General features: G+C 62.2%; 19 protein-coding genes. 9 read left to right on the top strand and 10 right to left on the bottom strand.

Annotation, left to right across the window (positions count from 1 at the left end; genetic code table 11):
* From sucB to KBX13_RS04965, 8 genes are all read left to right on the top strand, one after another.
* On the top strand, positions 1-1,272 hold a 1,272-nt coding region (gene sucB / locus KBX13_RS05000), incomplete at its 5' end, for a 2-oxoglutarate dehydrogenase, E2 component, dihydrolipoamide succinyltransferase (protein WP_256021059.1).
* Between the two features lie 166 nt (positions 1,273-1,438).
* Positions 1,439-4,297 (top strand): aminomethyl-transferring glycine dehydrogenase, encoded by a 2,859-nt coding sequence (gene gcvP / locus KBX13_RS04995; RefSeq protein WP_256021058.1) that lies wholly within the window; start codon positions 1,439-1,441, stop codon positions 4,295-4,297.
* 12 nt (positions 4,298-4,309) lie between these two features.
* A complete protein-coding gene (gene gcvT, locus KBX13_RS04990; RefSeq protein WP_256021056.1) occupies positions 4,310-5,377 on the top strand; it encodes a glycine cleavage system aminomethyltransferase GcvT in 1,068 nt (355 codons plus the stop codon).
* Positions 5,378-5,379: 2 nt separating this feature from the next.
* A complete protein-coding gene (gene gcvH / locus KBX13_RS04985) occupies positions 5,380-5,772 on the top strand; it encodes a glycine cleavage system protein GcvH (RefSeq protein ID WP_083290837.1) in 393 nt (130 codons plus the stop codon).
* Positions 5,773-5,790: 18 nt separating this feature from the next.
* Positions 5,791-6,591 (top strand): lipoyl(octanoyl) transferase LipB, encoded by an 801-nt coding sequence (gene lipB / locus KBX13_RS04980; protein WP_256021054.1) that lies wholly within the window; start codon positions 5,791-5,793, stop codon positions 6,589-6,591.
* A gap of 39 nt (positions 6,592-6,630) precedes the next feature.
* On the top strand, positions 6,631-7,677 hold the full coding sequence (gene lipA, locus KBX13_RS04975; RefSeq protein ID WP_070363464.1) for a lipoyl synthase: 1,047 nt from the start codon (positions 6,631-6,633) through the stop codon (positions 7,675-7,677).
* A 51-nt stretch (positions 7,678-7,728) separates the two neighbouring features.
* The gene (locus KBX13_RS04970) at positions 7,729-8,517 is read left to right on the top strand and encodes a DUF4191 domain-containing protein (RefSeq protein WP_256021053.1); all 789 of its coding nucleotides are present in this window, start codon (positions 7,729-7,731) and stop codon (positions 8,515-8,517) included.
* A gap of 2 nt (positions 8,518-8,519) precedes the next feature.
* Positions 8,520-9,785, top strand: coding sequence for a threonine/serine exporter ThrE family protein (locus KBX13_RS04965; RefSeq protein ID WP_252932148.1), 1,266 nt, complete (start codon positions 8,520-8,522; stop codon positions 9,783-9,785).
* Here KBX13_RS04965 and KBX13_RS04960 read toward each other — a convergent pair.
* On the bottom strand, positions 9,782-10,258 hold the full coding sequence (locus KBX13_RS04960) for an RDD family protein (RefSeq protein WP_070362177.1): 477 nt from the start codon (positions 10,256-10,258) through the stop codon (positions 9,782-9,784). The genes KBX13_RS04965 and KBX13_RS04960 overlap by 4 nt on opposite strands.
* Positions 10,259-10,359: 101 nt before the next feature.
* Here KBX13_RS04960 and glnA point away from each other — a divergent pair, with 101 nt between their 5' ends.
* On the top strand, positions 10,360-11,796 hold the full coding sequence (glnA, locus tag KBX13_RS04955; RefSeq protein WP_070362176.1) for a type I glutamate--ammonia ligase: 1,437 nt from the start codon (positions 10,360-10,362) through the stop codon (positions 11,794-11,796).
* Positions 11,797-12,021: 225 nt separating this feature from the next.
* Here glnA and KBX13_RS04950 read toward each other — a convergent pair whose 3' ends face one another.
* The 9 genes from KBX13_RS04950 to KBX13_RS04910 form a co-directional block, all read right to left on the bottom strand.
* Complete coding sequence (locus tag KBX13_RS04950; protein WP_070477830.1) at positions 12,022-12,324, bottom strand: hypothetical protein; 303 nt, start codon at positions 12,322-12,324, stop codon at positions 12,022-12,024.
* On the bottom strand, positions 12,300-12,779 hold the full coding sequence (locus tag KBX13_RS04945) for a hypothetical protein (RefSeq protein ID WP_256021051.1): 480 nt from the start codon (positions 12,777-12,779) through the stop codon (positions 12,300-12,302). Before KBX13_RS04945 ends, KBX13_RS04950 begins: the two co-directional genes overlap by 25 nt.
* The gene (locus tag KBX13_RS04940) at positions 12,769-13,059 is read right to left on the bottom strand and encodes a hypothetical protein (RefSeq protein WP_256021049.1); all 291 of its coding nucleotides are present in this window, start codon (positions 13,057-13,059) and stop codon (positions 12,769-12,771) included. Before KBX13_RS04940 ends, KBX13_RS04945 begins: the two co-directional genes overlap by 11 nt.
* Positions 13,060-13,818 (bottom strand): peptidoglycan recognition family protein, encoded by a 759-nt coding sequence (locus KBX13_RS04935; RefSeq protein ID WP_256021047.1) that lies wholly within the window; start codon positions 13,816-13,818, stop codon positions 13,060-13,062.
* A 63-nt stretch (positions 13,819-13,881) separates the two neighbouring features.
* Positions 13,882-14,235 (bottom strand): hypothetical protein, encoded by a 354-nt coding sequence (locus tag KBX13_RS04930; protein WP_256021045.1) that lies wholly within the window; start codon positions 14,233-14,235, stop codon positions 13,882-13,884.
* A 22-nt stretch (positions 14,236-14,257) separates the two neighbouring features.
* The gene (locus tag KBX13_RS04925) at positions 14,258-14,605 is read right to left on the bottom strand and encodes a hypothetical protein (protein ID WP_256021042.1); all 348 of its coding nucleotides are present in this window, start codon (positions 14,603-14,605) and stop codon (positions 14,258-14,260) included.
* Between the two features lie 27 nt (positions 14,606-14,632).
* Positions 14,633-14,980 carry a hypothetical protein gene (locus KBX13_RS04920; RefSeq protein WP_256021040.1) on the bottom strand — a complete coding sequence of 116 codons (348 nt, stop codon included), beginning with the start codon at positions 14,978-14,980 and terminating at the stop codon, positions 14,633-14,635.
* A 20-nt stretch (positions 14,981-15,000) separates the two neighbouring features.
* Positions 15,001-15,348, bottom strand: a complete 348-nt coding sequence (locus KBX13_RS04915) for a hypothetical protein (protein ID WP_256021037.1) — start codon at positions 15,346-15,348, stop codon at positions 15,001-15,003.
* A 9-nt stretch (positions 15,349-15,357) separates the two neighbouring features.
* Positions 15,358-15,870: a hypothetical protein gene (locus KBX13_RS04910; protein ID WP_256021034.1), complete on the bottom strand. Its 513-nt coding sequence runs from the start codon at positions 15,868-15,870 to the stop codon at positions 15,358-15,360.
* Positions 15,871-15,890: the final 20 nt, after the last annotated feature.

The following is a 15,890-nucleotide window of genomic DNA, read 5'->3' as shown; positions in this document are numbered from 1 at the left end:
GTCGAGGTCGACGAGCCACTGCTCGAGGTCTCCACCGACAAGGTCGATACTGAGATTCCTTCCCCTGTCGCAGGCACGCTCGTAGAGATTCTCGCTGAGGAAGACGACACCGTCGAGGTCGGCGAAGTCATCGCCCGCATCGGCGACGCCAACGCAACACCAGCAGAAAAGGAAGCTCCGAAGGCCGAGGAGCCAAAGGAAGAGCCTCAGGAAGAAGAGGAGCCAAAGGAAGCCCCGAAGGCCAAGGAGCCTAAGGAAGAGAAGCCGAAGGAAGACAAGCCAGCACAGCAGGCTTCGACCAAGGTGAACAAGTCCGACGGTTCCCTCCCGTACGTCACCCCGCTCGTGCGCAAGCTTGCGGAAAAGCACGGCGTTGACCTGTCCACGGTCGAGGGCACCGGTGTTGGTGGTCGCATTCGCAAGCAGGACGTGATCGCTGCAGCGAAGGGTGGATCCGACGACAAGGCCGAGGCATCGGCTCCGAAGTCCGAGGAAAAGAAGGGCGCACGCTCCAACTGGTCCACCAAGTCCGTGGATCCGGAGAAGCAGTCGCTGATCGGCACCACTCAGAAGGTCAACCGCATCCGCGAGATCACCGCTGCGAAGATGGTCGAGTCGCTGCAGACCACAGCTCAGCTGACGCACGTTCAGGAAGTCGACGTCACCCGCATCGCAGAGCTGCGCAAGCGCGTGAAGCCGGAGTTCATCAAGAAGCACGACGCCAACATCACCTACCTCGCGTTCTTCATCAAGGCGACGGCCGAGGCCCTGGTCTCCCACCCGAACGTCAACGCGTCCTACGATGCGGAGAAGAAGGAGATCACCTACCACGAGGACGTCAATATTGGTGTCGCAGTGGATACGCCACAGGGCCTGCTCGTGCCGGTGATCAAGCGTGCACAGGACCTGAACCTGGCGCAGATCGCGCAAGCTATCAACGACCTGGCGACCCGCGCACGCAACAAGAAGCTGCGCCCGGACGACCTGTCTGGTGCAACGTTCACGGTGACCAACATCGGTTCCGAAGGTGCACTGCTAGATACGCCGGTGCTCACCCCGCCACAGGCAGGCATCCTGGGTACCGCGGCGATTGAGAAGCGCCCGGTCATCGTTACAGAGGAAGGTAGCGACTCCATCGCGATCCGCCAGATGTGCTACCTGCCATTCACCTACGATCACCAGCTGATCGACGGCGCAGATGCAGGCCGCTTCGTCACCACGATCAAGGACCGCATCGAAACCGGCGACTTTGAAGACGACCTAGACCTCTAAAACAGGTCAAGATGAGGAATCTTAGCGGTGGCCCCAATGCCAATACGGTGTTGGGGCCACCGCTGTTTTCACCTCTGCATTTTTTCAGCTGACTGGCCGACCCAGGCCAGTTTTGCCCCGTAGACTATTCACGACATCAGGTTCAGAACTACCAAAGGAGTAGATCTTGGATTACATCACCCGCCATATCGGTCCGGACACGCAGGAAACGGAGGCGATGCTCGCGAAAGTCGGCTACGACTCACTCGAGGCGCTGACCACTGCCGCTATCCCCGCCGATCTGCTACTTCAACGGCCGCTCGACCTTCCTGCCCCGCTCACGGAATACCAGGCGCAGGATCGGTTGCGGGAGTTGGCGTCGAAAAATGAGGTGCTCAAGGCGTTCTACGGCCAGGGGTACTCGTCGACGTTGACGCCGCCGGTAATTCGGCGCGGTGTGGTCGAGGATGCTGGGTGGTACACGGCGTATACACCGTATCAGCCTGAGATTTCGCAGGGTCGTCTTGAGGCACTGCTGAACTTCCAAACTATGGTGCAGGACCTGACCGGCCTGGACATTGCGAACGCTTCCCTGCTGGATGAGGCTTCGGCGGCTGCGGAGGCTGTCGGCTTGATGGCTCGCGCAGTGCGCAAGGGTCGGACGGTGCTGCTGGATGCGCGCCTGCACCCGCAGGTGTTGCGGGTCGCGTCGGAGCGTGCTCGCACGCTTGACCTCGAGGTGGAGGTCGTTGACCTGCGTGAGGGGGTCGTGGGAGAGGGCCTCGTGGGTGCCATCGTGGCCTACCCCGGCACCGAGGGCGACGTGGTTGATCCTCGCGCGGTGGTCGAGGCGGTGCACGAGCGCGGGGGCTTGGTCGCGGTGGATGCGGATATTCTTGCGCTGACGCTGCTGGAGTCCCCTGGTGAGCTTGGCGCGGATATCGCGATCGGGTCCACGCAGCGCTTCGGCGTTCCGCTGTTCTACGGTGGCCCGCACGCCGCGTACATGGCGGTCAAGGAGAAGATGAAGCGCCAGCTACCGGGCCGCCTGGTGGGTGTGTCGAAGGACGCGGAGGGCACTCCTGCCTACCGCCTGGCGCTGCAGACCCGTGAGCAGCATATTCGTCGCGAGCGCGCGACCTCCAACATCTGTACCGCGCAGGCGTTGCTCGCGGTGACAGCGTCGATGTACGCCGTGTACCACGGCCCACGCGGTCTTGAGGCAATCGCTGCTCAGGTGCATGACTGGGCGGCGCGCTTCGCCAAGTCCCTGCGTGACGCGGGTATCGAGGTCAAGCACGACGCGTTCTTCGACACGGTGGCCGTCGTCGTGGACAGCTCCGAGGCAGTGTGCGAGCACTTGGCGGATGCCGGTTACCTGGTGCGCCCGATTGACGCGACCACGGTGGGTGTCTCCTTCGGGGAGGACACGTCGGAGGACGACCTCGCGGCGCTGCTCGCTGGCTTCGGTGTCGACACGGTTGCTCACGAGGCGCCGTCCGCGCTGCCCGAGGCGCTGCGCCGCACAACGGAGTTCATGACGCACCCGAACTTCAACTCGGTGCATTCTGAGACGCAGATGATGCGCTACATCCGCAAGCTCGGCGACAAGGACCTCGCGCTGGATCGCACGATGATCCCGCTGGGTTCCTGCACGATGAAGCTGAACCCGACCGCGGGCCTAGAGACCATCACGTGGCCAGCATTCGCGAACGTGCACCCGTACACACCGGATCGCTTCACGGCTGGTTGGAGGGAGCTTATCGACGAGCTCCGCGCCTGGCTTGTCGAAATCACCGGATACGCCGAGGTATCTATGCAGCCAAACTCGGGAGCGACGGGCGAGCTGGCTGGCCTGTTGGCGATTCGCCGCTACCACGTTTCCCGTGGTGACCATGGCCGTGACATCTGCTTGATCCCGGCGTCGGCGCACGGTACGAACGCTGCGTCGGCGACGCTGGCGAACCTTCGGGTGGTCGTCGTGAAGACTGCGGAGGATGGCTCGATCGACCTGGCTGACTTGGATGCGAAGCTTGAGCAGCACGGCGAGCACGTAGCGGCGATTATGGTCACCTACCCGTCCACGCACGGCGTGTACGAGGACACGGTGCAGGCGGTCGCAGAGAAGGTCCACGCGGTGGGCGGCCAGGTCTACATCGATGGCGCGAATATGAACGCGTTGACTGGGCTTGCGCGGCCGGGCGACTTCGGTGGCGACGTGTCTCACCTGAACCTGCATAAGACGTTTACGATTCCGCACGGTGGCGGCGGGCCGGGCGTCGGCCCGATTGGTGTGGCGGAGCACCTGATTCCGTTCCTGCCGACGGACCCGAACGTGGATCCAACGCACGCGGCCAACCCTGCCCCGGTTGGTGAGGGTGTGCCGGTAGCCGCGGCGAAGTTCGGATCGGCGGGCGTGCTGCAGATCGCGTGGTCTTACATCGCGATGAGTGGTGCGGAGGGGTTGGCATCCGCAACTGCGCATGCGGTGCTAGCGGCGAACTACGTAGCGAACGAGCTGCATGATTCCTTCCCGATCCTCTACACCGGCGAGCACGGGCTGGTGGGCCACGAGTGCATCCTGGACCTGCGCGAGCTCACGGACCGCTCGGGCGTGACCGCGGCGGATGTGGCGAAGCGCCTGGTGGACTACGGCTTCCACGCCCCTACCCTGGCGTTCCCGGTGGCGGGCACGCTGATGGTGGAGCCGACCGAGTCCGAGGATTTGGACGAGCTGGATCGCTTCATCGAGGCGATGCGTTCCATCCGCGCGGAGATCCAAGAGATCATCGACGGCAAGGTGTCCTACGAGGCCTCCGTCCTGCACCATGCGCCGTTTACCGCGCACAGCGTCGCTAGCACCGCGTGGGACTACGAGTTCTCCCGCGAGCAGGCCGCCTACCCGGTAGAGCGCTTGGTGCGCGAGAAGTACTTCCCGCCTGTGCGCCGCATTGATGAGGCGTACGGCGACCGCAACCTGGTGTGCTCCTGCCCGCCGCCGGAGGCGTTTGATATTTCTGAAAGTTCAGCGAGTGCGGAAAAGTAAGGAGTGATTGTGATGGCTGAGACCCCTTTGTTTGCAGCGCATGAGGAGCTTGGTGCTTCCTTTACGGACTTCGGTGGCTGGAACATGCCACTGAAGTACGACAACGAGCTTGCGGAGCACCGTGCGGTGCGCGAGCGCGTCGGCATCTTTGATCTCTCCCACATGGGCGAGATTGATGTACGCGGCCCCCAGGCTGCGGAGTTTTTGGACTACACGTTGATTTCCACGCTGTCTACGTTGCGTGTTGGCAAGGCGAAGTACTCGATGATTGTGGCCGAAGATGGCGGCATCATCGACGATTTGATCTCCTACCGCCTCGCAGACGATCACTTCCTGGTCGTGCCGAACGCTGGCAACACGCCCGCGGTGTGGGAGGCATTTCAGGAGCGCGCAGCAAGCTTCGATGTAGAGCTGACGAACCGTAGCGCGGACGTCGCGCTTGTTGCGGTGCAGGGCCCTGATTCCTTATCGACGATCGCTTCGCACCTCGACGGCGACGCCGGTGCCTTGGCGTACTACTCGGCGGCACCGATGCGCTTCGGTCACTGCGACGTGCTGGTCGCTCGCACCGGCTACACCGGCGAGGACGGCTTCGAGCTCTACTGCGACCGCGAGGACGCCCGCGCGATCTGGGACGCGCTCGCACCGAACGCGACGCCGTGCGGCCTGGCTGCGCGCGACTCCCTGCGGCTCGAGGCGTCGATGCCGTTGTACGGCCACGAGCTTTCCCGCGAGATCACTCCGGTCGAGGCCGGGATGGGCCGCGCGTTTGCGAAGAAAGAGGCGGACTTCGTGGGCAAGGACGCGCTTGTCAGCCGCGAGCCGTCGGTGGTTATTGCCGGGCTGTCGTCGGAGCAGCGTCGCGCTGCTCGCGAGGGTGCCGAGATTTACCTGGGCGATACGCGCATCGGCGTGGTCACCTCCGGGCAGCCTTCGCCCACGCTGCAGCGTCCGGTGGCGCTCGCACACATCGACCCAGCGCACGCCGAGGTTGGCACGGATGTTGAGATTGATATCCGCGGCCGCCGCTATCCGTTTACTATTGTGGACACACCGTTCTATTCCCGAAAGGACAAGTAATCATGTCTTTGAACCCTGATTTTTACTACTCGGAGGATCACGAGTGGATCAACGCTCGCCCTGAGGACGCTGCTGGCACCAAGGTGCGCGTAGGCATCACGAACGTTGCGGCGGATCGCCTCGGCGAGGTCGTGTTCGCTGAGCTGCCACAGGTCGGCGACCAGGTCACGGCGGGTGAAACCTGTGGCGAGGTCGAGTCGACGAAGTCGGTCTCCGACCTGTACGCACCGGTCACTGGCACGGTCACCGCGGTCAACGAAGACATCGACGGCGCCTACGAGGCCATTAACGAGGACCCGTTCGGCGCCGGCTGGCTCTTCGAGGTTGAGGTCGAGGAGGTCGGCCCGCTGATGACGGCAGATGAGTACGCTGCCGCTAACGGTGTCGAAAACTAGCGACTATCGTTGGCAGGCATGACAGCTCCACGCGATCCGTTCTTCCCTGCCGACAAGTCCATTCGGGCCTCAGCCGCGCCTATTGATGTGCGCGAGCTGGGGCTCGTTGATTATGAGGAGGCCTGGCACCTCCAGGCGGACTTAGCCAAGCAGCGAGCGGCAGACGAGATCCCGGACACGGTGCTGGTGCTGCAGCACCCCTCGGTGTTTACCGCGGGCAAGCGAACCCAGCCGGAGGACTTGCCGGATCCGTCGTACCCGGTCCCGGTCGTGGACGTTGATCGCGGAGGACGCATCACGTGGCACGGCGAGGGCCAGCTTGTCCTTTACCCCATCATCAAGCTTGCCCAGCCGGTAGACGTCGTGGACTACGTGCGCCGCCTGGAGGAGGCGATCATCGAAACGGTGCGCAAGGCGGGGGTACATGCCGCCGGGCGTATCGACGGCCGCTCCGGCGTCTGGGTGCCAAAAACCGTCGACGCGGCGGATAGCTCGGCGTCGCACCGCGATAGGAAGATCGCGGCGCTGGGTATCCGCATCACCCGCGGAGTGACCATGCATGGGCTCGCGCTGAACTGCGACAACACCTTGGAGCACTACGGCCACATCGTTGCGTGCGGCATCGACGACGCCGACGTGACCACGATGAGCCTGGAGCTTGGCCGCGACGTCACGCCTAAGGAGATGACCGCTCCGCTGCTCGACGCCCTCAAGCGCGCCCTTGCAGGCGAGCTCGTGGTGGCCGACCACAGCTTTGGTTCGGCACCGGATCCGACGAAGGGGCTCAAACGTCGAGATGTAAGGCGAGCCTCCCATTAAACCTCGACTTTGGAGGGGCTGTCCGTTACGGTGGACGGCGTGACTATTGCACCAGAAGGACGCAAACTACTTCGCGTAGAAAAACGCAACGCCCAGACCCCTATCGAGTCGAAACCGCGTTGGATCCGCAACGCGGTCAAGACCGGCCCTGAGTACGAGGACATGAAAAAGAAGGTGAAGGGCGCGTCCCTTCACACCGTGTGCCAGGAGGCCGGCTGCCCCAACATTCACGAGTGCTGGGAGTCGCGCGAGGCGACATTCCTGATCGGTGGCGCGAACTGCTCTCGTCGCTGTGACTTCTGCCAGATCAACTCGGCGAAGCCCGAGCCGCTCGACGTCAACGAGCCACAGCGTGTGGCGGAGTCAGTTCGCGAGATGAACCTGAACTACTCCACCATCACCGGTGTGACCCGCGACGACCTCGAGGATGAGGGCGCGTGGCTGTATGCGGAGGTTGTGCGCAAGATTCACGAGCTCAACCCGCATACTGGCGTCGAAAATCTCACCCCGGACTTTTCCGGCAAGCCGGATCTGCTCCAGGAGGTCTTTGAAGCTCGTCCGGAGGTCTTCGCGCACAACGTGGAGACGGTCCCGCGCATCTTTAAGCGCATCCGCCCGGCGTTCCGCTACGACCGCTCTCTGGACGTCATCCGCCAGGCGCGCGACTTCGGTTTGATCACCAAGTCCAACCTGATCCTGGGCATGGGTGAGACCCAGGAAGAGGTCATGCAGGCGCTGCAAGACCTTGTTGACGCCGGCACTGACATCATCACGATCACCCAGTACCTGCGCCCCGGCCCGATGTACCACCCGATCGACCGTTGGGTAAAGCCCGAAGAGTTCATCGAGTACCGCGACGCGGCCTACGAGATGGGCTTCGGCGCCGTCATGTCGGGTCCACTGGTGCGCTCCTCATACCGCGCGGGCAAGCTCTACGTCGAGGCGATGGAGCACCGCGGCCTGGAGTTGCCGGAAAACCTGCGCCACCTGGCGGAAACCTCGAAGGGCGACACTGCCCAGGAAGCCTCGACGCTCCTGGAGAAGTACGGTGCTTCGAAGGATCACCCGGTAGCAACACGTTCCTAACCCGCTTTGGCCACTTTGGTCCGGCCATGTTCGTGACATAGAGTTGACGGCATGGCTCAGTCGAAGGATAAGGCAGCCCTGAAGGCTGCGAAGAAGCAGGAGCGCGCCGCGAAGCGCGCAAAGGGAAAGCAGACACGTAGCCAGATTTGGCAGGCGTTTCAGATTCAGCGCAAGCGGGATAAGAAGCTCATCCCGATTATGCTGGCCTGCCTGCTTGGCATGGGTCTGCTTTTCTTCTTGATCGGCCTCATTTGGGGCGGCCAGTGGTACATGCTGGCGCTCGGCTTGGCGTTCGGTACCGTGCTGGCGATGTGGATGTTCACCCGCCGCTTGGAGCGCTCGATGTACGACGAGGTCGGTGATACCCCGGGCGTTGCCGGTTGGACGTTGGAGAACCTGCGCAACACCATCGGCATGGTGTGGATCACCAAGACCGGCGTGCAGGCCAACACCCATATGGATACCGTGCACCGCGTGATTGGCCTACCAGGCGTCATCCTGGTTGGTGAAGGCAACGAGAACCGCCTGCGCACCCTGATGAAGAAGGAGTCCCGCCGCGTGGACCGCCTGCTGGCAGGCGTACCGATCCACGAGGTGTACGTGGGCGAAGGCGAAGGCCAGGTGGCCGTGCGCGATCTGCAGAAGCACCTGATGAAGCTGCCACGCCACTACCGCAAGGATGATGTGTACGCGATGAGCGCCAAGCTCGAGGCCATGGACGCTCGTACGCAGCCTGGCCAGATGCCTGGTCTGCCTGGCGGCCCGCTGCCGAAGCAGGCCCAGAACATGGCGGGTATGAACCGCCGTATGCGCCGAATGCAGCAGCGTCAAGGCAAGTAAGTATGTCTTCCTTCGACATGGGCGTCGAGGCCAGCACCGCGCTGCGCCTCGGCGCTCTTTTGTTGTCCGCGGGTGCTCCCGGCTACCGCGTCACACGGGCCGTGAAGCGTTGTGCCCGCGCGATGCACTTCGACGACGCCGACGTGGTCGTCGGCTTCGACACGATCACGTGCACTGTCCACCGCGGTGATAATTTCCGCACGCTCGTGGCTGATCTTCCGCTGCCAGGGGTGAACGCGTCGCGCATCGAGGCGCTCGAGAATCTGACCAAGCACGAGATGCACCGCTACACCACCGCGGAAGAAATCAACGCTGCCATCGACGAGATTGAGGCAATCCCTACCCCTCGTTGGGGTCCGCTGACCTCAAGCTGCGCGGCTGGCCTTGCATGTGGCGGCTTCGCGGTGCTGAACCACTTTTCCTACTTCACCGCGTTGCTCGTGATTATTGCGGCTGGTGTGGGCCAGTACGTCCGTCTGCGATTGGGGCGTCGACACCTCCTGCAACTAGGCGTCGTGATGGCAGCGGCCCTGGTGTCAACGTTGCTGTTCCTGGCGCTCGCGTGGGCGCTTCCCCACTCCGACTTTGAGCTTTCCGCGGGCTTCGTCCCCGCCATTTTGTACCTGGTGCCGGGCTTTCCCCTGTTCGTTTCTTTGATGGATCTCTCCCGCTTCGACTTCACCTCGGGGCTGCCGAGGCTCTTCTTCGCGCTCGAAGTGGTCCTCACCATGATGCTGACGGTCGCGGTCATCGCGATGGTCACCGATGCGCCCGCCCCCAGTACGGTCAGCGCAACCCCGGATCCTGCGTTTTACGGGGCTGCGGCGCTCGCCAGCTTCGTCTCCGTGGGTGGGTTCGCCATTTTGTTTAATGCCTCACGCAGGATGACACTTTTGGCAGCCACGCTCGGCACTGTCGCCAATGTGTTGCGTCTCATGCTTGTCGACGCCCACGTGGAATACTTCCTCGCCTGCCTGCTGGGGACCCTTGTGATCGGCATTCTTGGGTCCTGGCTGGGCCAGCACTTTCGGGTGCCGCGCACCACGGTGACCATCCCCGCAGCCGTGGTCATGATCCCCGGCCCCACCATTTACGCGGCGCTGCACCAGATCACGAACGGCAATATCTCCGCGGCAATCGACTCGACTACCGCCGTCGTGCTCACGGTATTGTTCCTCTCTGGAGGCCTGACGGTGGCCCGTCTGCTCACTGACAAGAACTGGGCGTTCCAGCGCACCGTGGAATTCCGCCCGTTGGAGGAACCCTAGCTCCGAATCACGGTCGTGTTGGTCGCACGATCGTGCATGCCGCGGCCGTCGGCGTCGACAAGCGCTGCGGGCAGAATGAACGCAGTGAGCAGCGTGCGCACTGCCGCGCGCCACAGCCCGACGGGCTCTTCCGCGTCGACGCGGGCCACCCCCATCCCGAGGATCGCCATGCCCGGCGTGCGTGCAAATAGCCAACCGCAAATGATGCCCAACACGATCCACAACAGATACGTCAACGTCGACGTGCCACCGAAAACGGTGGTGTTGGCATGAATGATCGCTGCAGCCGCCCAGGCAATTGCCCAGTCGATCGCGACGCCTCCCATGCGTCGCGCCACCGACGCCTGCGCGCCCGCGCCCTCCTTCGGCAGCCCAAGAAACTGCCCCGGGTAGTCAGGGATCGCATCATCGCCTTTGAACTGGCCGGGAAGCTCCGGGCCGTCGAGCCATCGTTTTCCTTGGGGTGCAGACATGCGACATAGCCTATCCTCTTTTCCCGAAAAGCTGTTACAGAGCGGGAGCTACACGCTAGAATTGTGCGAAGTTCCCAACGCCGTCCGAAGGAGAAAAGGTCGTGTCTTTCGAAACTATCGAAGACGTAAAGAAGTTCATTCAGGACGAGAACGTGGAGTTTGTCGACGTCCGGTTTACCGACGTCCCCGGCATCGAGCACCACTTCTCTATCCCTGCCTCCATGTTTGACGAAACCGTCATGGAAGAAGGCCTCGCCTTCGACGGCTCATCGATTCGTGGCTTTACCACCATCGAAGAGTCCGACATGACGCTCATGCCGGATCTCGCCACCGCGAAGCTGGACCAGTTCCGCGCAGCGAAGACCCTGAACGTGAAGTTCTTCGTCAACGACCCATTCACCCTCGAAGCGTTCTCCCGCGACCCGCGCAACGTTGCGCGCAAGGCGGAGCAGTACCTGGCTTCCACCGGCATCGCCGATACCTGTAGCTTTGGCGCCGAGGCCGAGTTCTACCTCTTCGACTCCATCCGATACGAGGTCGAAGGCCACCGCGCGTTCTACGAGATCGACGCCGAAGAAGGCTGGTGGAACCGCGGCAAGGAAACCGACGCAGTCGGCGGCCCGAACCTTGGCTACCACAACCGCGTCAAGGGCGGCTACTTCCCCGTCCCACCACACGACAAGACCGTCGACGTACGCGACGCCATGGTCAAGAACCTGCGCGAATCCGGCTTCGAAATCGAACGCTTCCACCGCGAGGTAGGCAACGGCGGCCAGCAGGAGATCAACTACCGCTTCAACACCCTCCTGCACGCAGCCGACGACCTCCAGGACTTCAAGTACATCATCAAGAACACCGCCACCCAGTACGGCAAGACGGCCACCTTTATGCCGAAGCCGCTGGCCGGTGACAACGGTTCCGGCATGCACGCCCACCAGTCCCTCTGGAAGGACGGCAAGCCACTGTTCTACGACGAGAACGGCTACGGCGGGCTCTCCGACATCGCCCGCTGGTACATCGGCGGCATCCTCGAGCACGCCGGCGCTGTCCTTGCGTTTACCAACCCGACGCTGAACTCCTACCACCGCCTGGTGCCAGGTTTCGAGGCCCCAATCAACCTGGTGTACTCCCAGCGCAACCGCTCCGCCGCGATCCGCATCCCGATCACTGGCACCAACCCGAAGGCGAAGCGCATCGAGTTCCGCGCACCGGACCCATCGGGCAACCCGTACCTCGGCTTCGCTGCGATGATGATGGCAGGCCTCGACGGTGTGAAGAATCGCATCGAGCCGCACGCTCCGGTGGACAAGGACCTCTACGAGCTGCCACCGGAGGAAGCCAAGGACATCCCGCAGGCACCGACCTCGCTCGAGGCATCACTGCAGGCTCTGCAAGACGACTTCGAGTTCCTTACCGAAGGCGACGTGTTCACCGAGGATCTCATCGACACGTACGTGAAGCTGAAGTACGACAGCGAGATCACCCCGGCGCGCCTGCGCCCGACGCCGCTGGAGTTTGAGCTCTACTTTGACTGCTAATTTTTGAGAGGGTTTGCCTACCTGCATGTTTGCGTTTGTGCAGGTCATGGCCGTGTGCCCTGTGCGCGGTATGCGCCCAAAACATGGTGTCCGGGGGCTAAACCGGGATTTTTCCGGGATTTCTCCGGGCCTCTCACAACGCAAAAAGCCCCGCTGGGCACGCCACATTCAGCGCACCCAGCGGGGCTTTAAGGTCTATCACAGGATTCTGACGCTCTCGACGGGCTACAGGTCGGCCTCGACGGACTCATGCACATCGATCCGCAACGCTGGATAGCGCTGACGCACCTGTCGCAGAGCAGCAAGCGAAAAGTTGTACTTCACTTCCAGCGCTTCCTGCGCTTCCTCGAGCTTCGCCACACGGTCCAACAGTGTCTTGAGTAGGTCCTGCATTTGCCGCTGCGCTGTATCCACCGTGTCCTTAGCTCGCACATCTGCTTTCGGCTTCTCACGCGCCGTCAAAAAGCCAAGATAAGCCGGGATCACTGCCGCGAGGACGAGGGCTAAGCTTTCCCAGAACTGTTCCATGCTGTCGCCCCCTTCGGGTCTGCTCGAATATCGAGAGTGATTTCACCGCGCTTTCCCCTCCACACGGCCCACATCGTCATCACGGCCAGCGCAAGATACACACTGCCGCGCTCTAAAAACGTTGCGAGCGAATCAGGAAGAAACGCCATGCCCCACAAACTGATCAGCGCCACCGACAGCGCCAGCGTCACGACCCCGGCTGTGCTCTGGTGCCAGACAGCGACCACGAGACAGGCCACGCCAAGCACGACCGCTACCGCAATCCACGCGGTAACCGGAAGCCCAATCAACGTCAACGGGTGCGGACCCGCCGGGCCGCGTCTGATCAGCCAGCCTGCGCCACGAGCCAGAAAGCACAGACCAAGGATAAGCAGCGCGGTAGCGTCAGTCATCAAAAAGGCCCGCAGCTTGTAGGCTGCAGGCCGACACTTCGACGGCAACTTCTCAATCGGCATAGCCACCACCACTTGCAGCCGCCTGCTCGAGGCGTGGCGCCATTGACGGGGTCATCGCGTCACGCGTAAACCGATTCACGATAAACCCAACTGCCGTAGCGAGAGCTGTCAGCACGGTGCCAGTCGTCGTGTTCTGCCACTCCGTAGACTCTGCCAGCTGCGCAAGAACCGCGACCACGCCTGTCAGGACGATGATGATTGACCCCTTGTATCGACGCCACCACGGCTCGGAAGCAATCACCTGTTGTGCGACCCGGGCTGTCAAAGAATGCTGACCCATCTACTTCGCCTCCTTGGTGTCGTTGAAGCCGTCAATGCCAAGCTTCGCGCCGATTGCCGCGACCGCATCAACCAGAGTGCGCCCGCCCAGCTGTTCCCAGCCGGGGTACTGCCCTAGTTCGCCGGAGCCGGTAAGCTGCGCTTTCGTGTCACGGCTGTAGCGTTTTGCTTCGTCGAGTGCTGCGACCTGTTCAGGTCCAAACATGGTGATTCCTTTCTCTTTGGGTTGTGGTGTTTTCGCCATCTCGTCGTACCAGTACTGCGCACGCACGATGTAGGCGTCGTGGTACTTCCCGCCTGGCCGAAGGTGATACGGGCAGCCCGTCATGCCACCTGACTCGATGGAGTGGAAGCGCACGTTGCGCCCACTGACCGGGCGACCGAGCTTGTAGTAGCGGCAAATCGCAGCAACAAGGTGCGCGCCAGCCTCGAGGGTCTGCTCACTGATTGGCCAATCCAGCGATGCACCACCCGAGTTGGAGTGCTCAATGGCGATGGTCTCCTGGTTGGAACGCTGATTCGCGTTCGCCCACGCAGTATCTCTATCCCAGACGGCCTGACCGATCACGCCGTTGCGGTCGATGCAGTAGTGCGCAGACGCTGGCCGGTCTTGCCAGACGCGCACACACTCCCTGACCCCGCCAGTCATGGCCATGTGGTGCAACGTGACGTGACGAATGCGTTGCCCGCCGCGCCCTGGGGTAAAGTGCTTCTGCGTCAGATATACAAGATCTGGCTCGAGTGTTGCCCACTCTTTCATAGTGTCCTCCTTTGGGTATAAAAAATGCCCCTGGTGTGGGGCTGGTCTTGTTTGCTTGCGTGGTTAGTCTTGGGCTGGCATCGGGATGATCACGAATGAAAACGTTTCATCCTCCGTGGCCTGGGCTGCGCGCAAATAGATATATGCGTCGTCGGTCACGGCTTCAATCAGATTGATGCCACCCGCATTTTCAGGCCACCACTGCACATCACGCTGACGGGCACCATCAACCAGGACGAGGGTGGTCGCCCCCTTGTAGGTGGTGGACAGCTGCACATGTGACACTCCTTTTGGAATGCCGATGCGGGCGATTGAGCTGCTCTGGTGCGCCTTGCCCGCAGCGATAACGGGGTTGGTGCCTGGTTTGCCGGTCATTACAACCGAGTACGGGGTCATCTCGTCAAACGGGGTGGTCATTACGCTGCCACCCCCGCAATGGCTAGGCGGGGACTTGGAAAATCGTCACACCCAGCAAGGTGGGTTTCGACGGGTCCTCCGTGGATACGAATGTCCTGACAGTCCCCGCCCGGTCCATGATGACTCGGACGATGCGGCCCTTGTGCGGCCCACTCATCCCGAACAGGACTCGAGCCCCGGTGTAGAGCGACATCCACCGCTCCTCGTCGAAATCCAGCATGATTTGATGCACACCGGCTGGCAACCAAAAATCGGTGGTCGTGTCCTTTGGACCCCGACCGGCCACTATCTCGCCCGGTACGCCACCCTCCGTGCTCACAGGCTTGATGACCAGGGAGCGCATCCAGTCCATTTCCAGTGGTGCCGTCATTTAACGTCCCCCCCGTTGATGTGGTGGCTAAGCGGGGACTTGGAAAATCGTCACACCCACCAGTGGCGGATTGTCCGGCGTCGCGGTCGAAACATACATGACGATCTTCCCAGCTTTTTCCATCACCACACGGACGATTCTCCCATTGTGTGGACCGTCCATGCCGAACACCCGGCGTGACCCATCGTAGAGTGACATCCATCGAGCCTCGTCGAAGTCGATAATCAGCTGATGCACCCCGGCTGGGAGCCAAAAGGTGTTCTCGGTGTCTTTGTCGCTCTTGCCCGCGACGATCTGTCCGGGCACCGAATTCGCTGACGATGTGGGCTTGATGACCAGCGAGCGCATCCAGTCCATTTCCAGTGGTGCCGTCACCTACACCACCGCCTTGGTGGCTAGGTGGCGGGCATGGGGTAGACCTCCATCGTCCCGGTTTGTCCAGGTTGTGCATCGAAAAGCCGGGCGTAAATCGCATCGCCTTCTCGCGCTCCGACGGTGACCATCGTAGAACGTGGTCCCCCCCCCCCGCTTGGCACTTCAGCTACTGTCAGCCGCTCCCCCTTTGTGGCCAGTACGAGCTGGCACTTCGTGGGGCCTCCCCATGAAAGCACCACCCGGCACGGCCCCGGCACGAGCTTCAGCGAGCCCACTCCTATTTTCTGTGGGTGGTCCCCCACAATCGACGAGCCACCGTCCGAATTCGTCTCAATCGTCACGCCGTACGGCATAACCAAATCTTCCATTGTTCCTCCTTAGTGTGTTGCTGCAGCACCGGGACGTGGACGATCCCCGGTCGCCGGGGCATCATCCGCCGTGGCGGCTGCAACGGTTGGGTTTTGTGGTGTGACGTCCAGCCACACCGTGCGGTCCGCGAAATCATTCGGCAGGTCAGTCAGTGCGGTTTTCTGCAGGATGCGCCCTTTCCACAAGACACGCTCACCCGGTAAAAACGGCACCGCCGCCACTGCCTGCGAGACGGCGCCGATACCGTCGGTGCGCATCGTCGCAGGAACCTTCGCATCCTCCGGCGTCGCCAGTGCACCCTGCTCACGCAGGCGCTGCACCGCATGAGCCGCGCCCTCCTGGATTGCTCTTTCACGTTCCCGGCGCGCTGGTTCCTCATCAAAGCACCAGCCACGATGCCTCATAAGGGCGTCGTCGGAGAGGCGGCGCACGACCTGTTTGGCGGCGTCCTCAAGCTGCCAAGTGTCAAGGTCGTCTATGGCCTTCAGCAGCTCGCCAAGGCCGGTGTCATTTTCTGCCATCTGTCATTTCCTTTCACTCA

Origin of the sequence: Corynebacterium sp. CCUG 51687 (assembly GCF_024453995.1) — a bacterium.
GTDB lineage: Bacteria > Actinomycetota > Actinomycetes > Mycobacteriales > Mycobacteriaceae > Corynebacterium > Corynebacterium pseudogenitalium.
Note: the sequence above shows the minus strand (reverse complement) of the source record. Positions and strands in the feature narration are given on the sequence as shown.

Coding starts and splice junctions, on each gene's coding strand:
- gcvT (WP_256021056.1), top strand. CDS start 4,310: ATGGCTGAGACCCCTTTGTTTGCAGCGCATGAGGAGCTTGGTGCTTCC.
- gcvH (WP_083290837.1), top strand. CDS start 5,380: ATGTCTTTGAACCCTGATTTTTACTACTCGGAGGATCACGAGTGGATC.
- lipB (WP_256021054.1), top strand. CDS start 5,791: ATGACAGCTCCACGCGATCCGTTCTTCCCTGCCGACAAGTCCATTCGG.
- KBX13_RS04970 (WP_256021053.1), top strand. CDS start 7,729: ATGGCTCAGTCGAAGGATAAGGCAGCCCTGAAGGCTGCGAAGAAGCAG.
- KBX13_RS04965 (WP_252932148.1), top strand. CDS start 8,520: ATGTCTTCCTTCGACATGGGCGTCGAGGCCAGCACCGCGCTGCGCCTC.
- KBX13_RS04960 (WP_070362177.1), bottom strand. CDS start 10,258: ATGTCTGCACCCCAAGGAAAACGATGGCTCGACGGCCCGGAGCTTCCC.
- KBX13_RS04950 (WP_070477830.1), bottom strand. CDS start 12,324: ATGGAACAGTTCTGGGAAAGCTTAGCCCTCGTCCTCGCGGCAGTGATC.
- KBX13_RS04945 (WP_256021051.1), bottom strand. CDS start 12,779: ATGCCGATTGAGAAGTTGCCGTCGAAGTGTCGGCCTGCAGCCTACAAG.
- KBX13_RS04940 (WP_256021049.1), bottom strand. CDS start 13,059: ATGGGTCAGCATTCTTTGACAGCCCGGGTCGCACAACAGGTGATTGCT.
- KBX13_RS04935 (WP_256021047.1), bottom strand. CDS start 13,818: ATGAAAGAGTGGGCAACACTCGAGCCAGATCTTGTATATCTGACGCAG.
- KBX13_RS04930 (WP_256021045.1), bottom strand. CDS start 14,235: ATGACCACCCCGTTTGACGAGATGACCCCGTACTCGGTTGTAATGACC.
- KBX13_RS04925 (WP_256021042.1), bottom strand. CDS start 14,605: ATGACGGCACCACTGGAAATGGACTGGATGCGCTCCCTGGTCATCAAG.
- KBX13_RS04915 (WP_256021037.1), bottom strand. CDS start 15,348: ATGGAAGATTTGGTTATGCCGTACGGCGTGACGATTGAGACGAATTCG.
- KBX13_RS04910 (WP_256021034.1), bottom strand. CDS start 15,870: ATGGCAGAAAATGACACCGGCCTTGGCGAGCTGCTGAAGGCCATAGAC.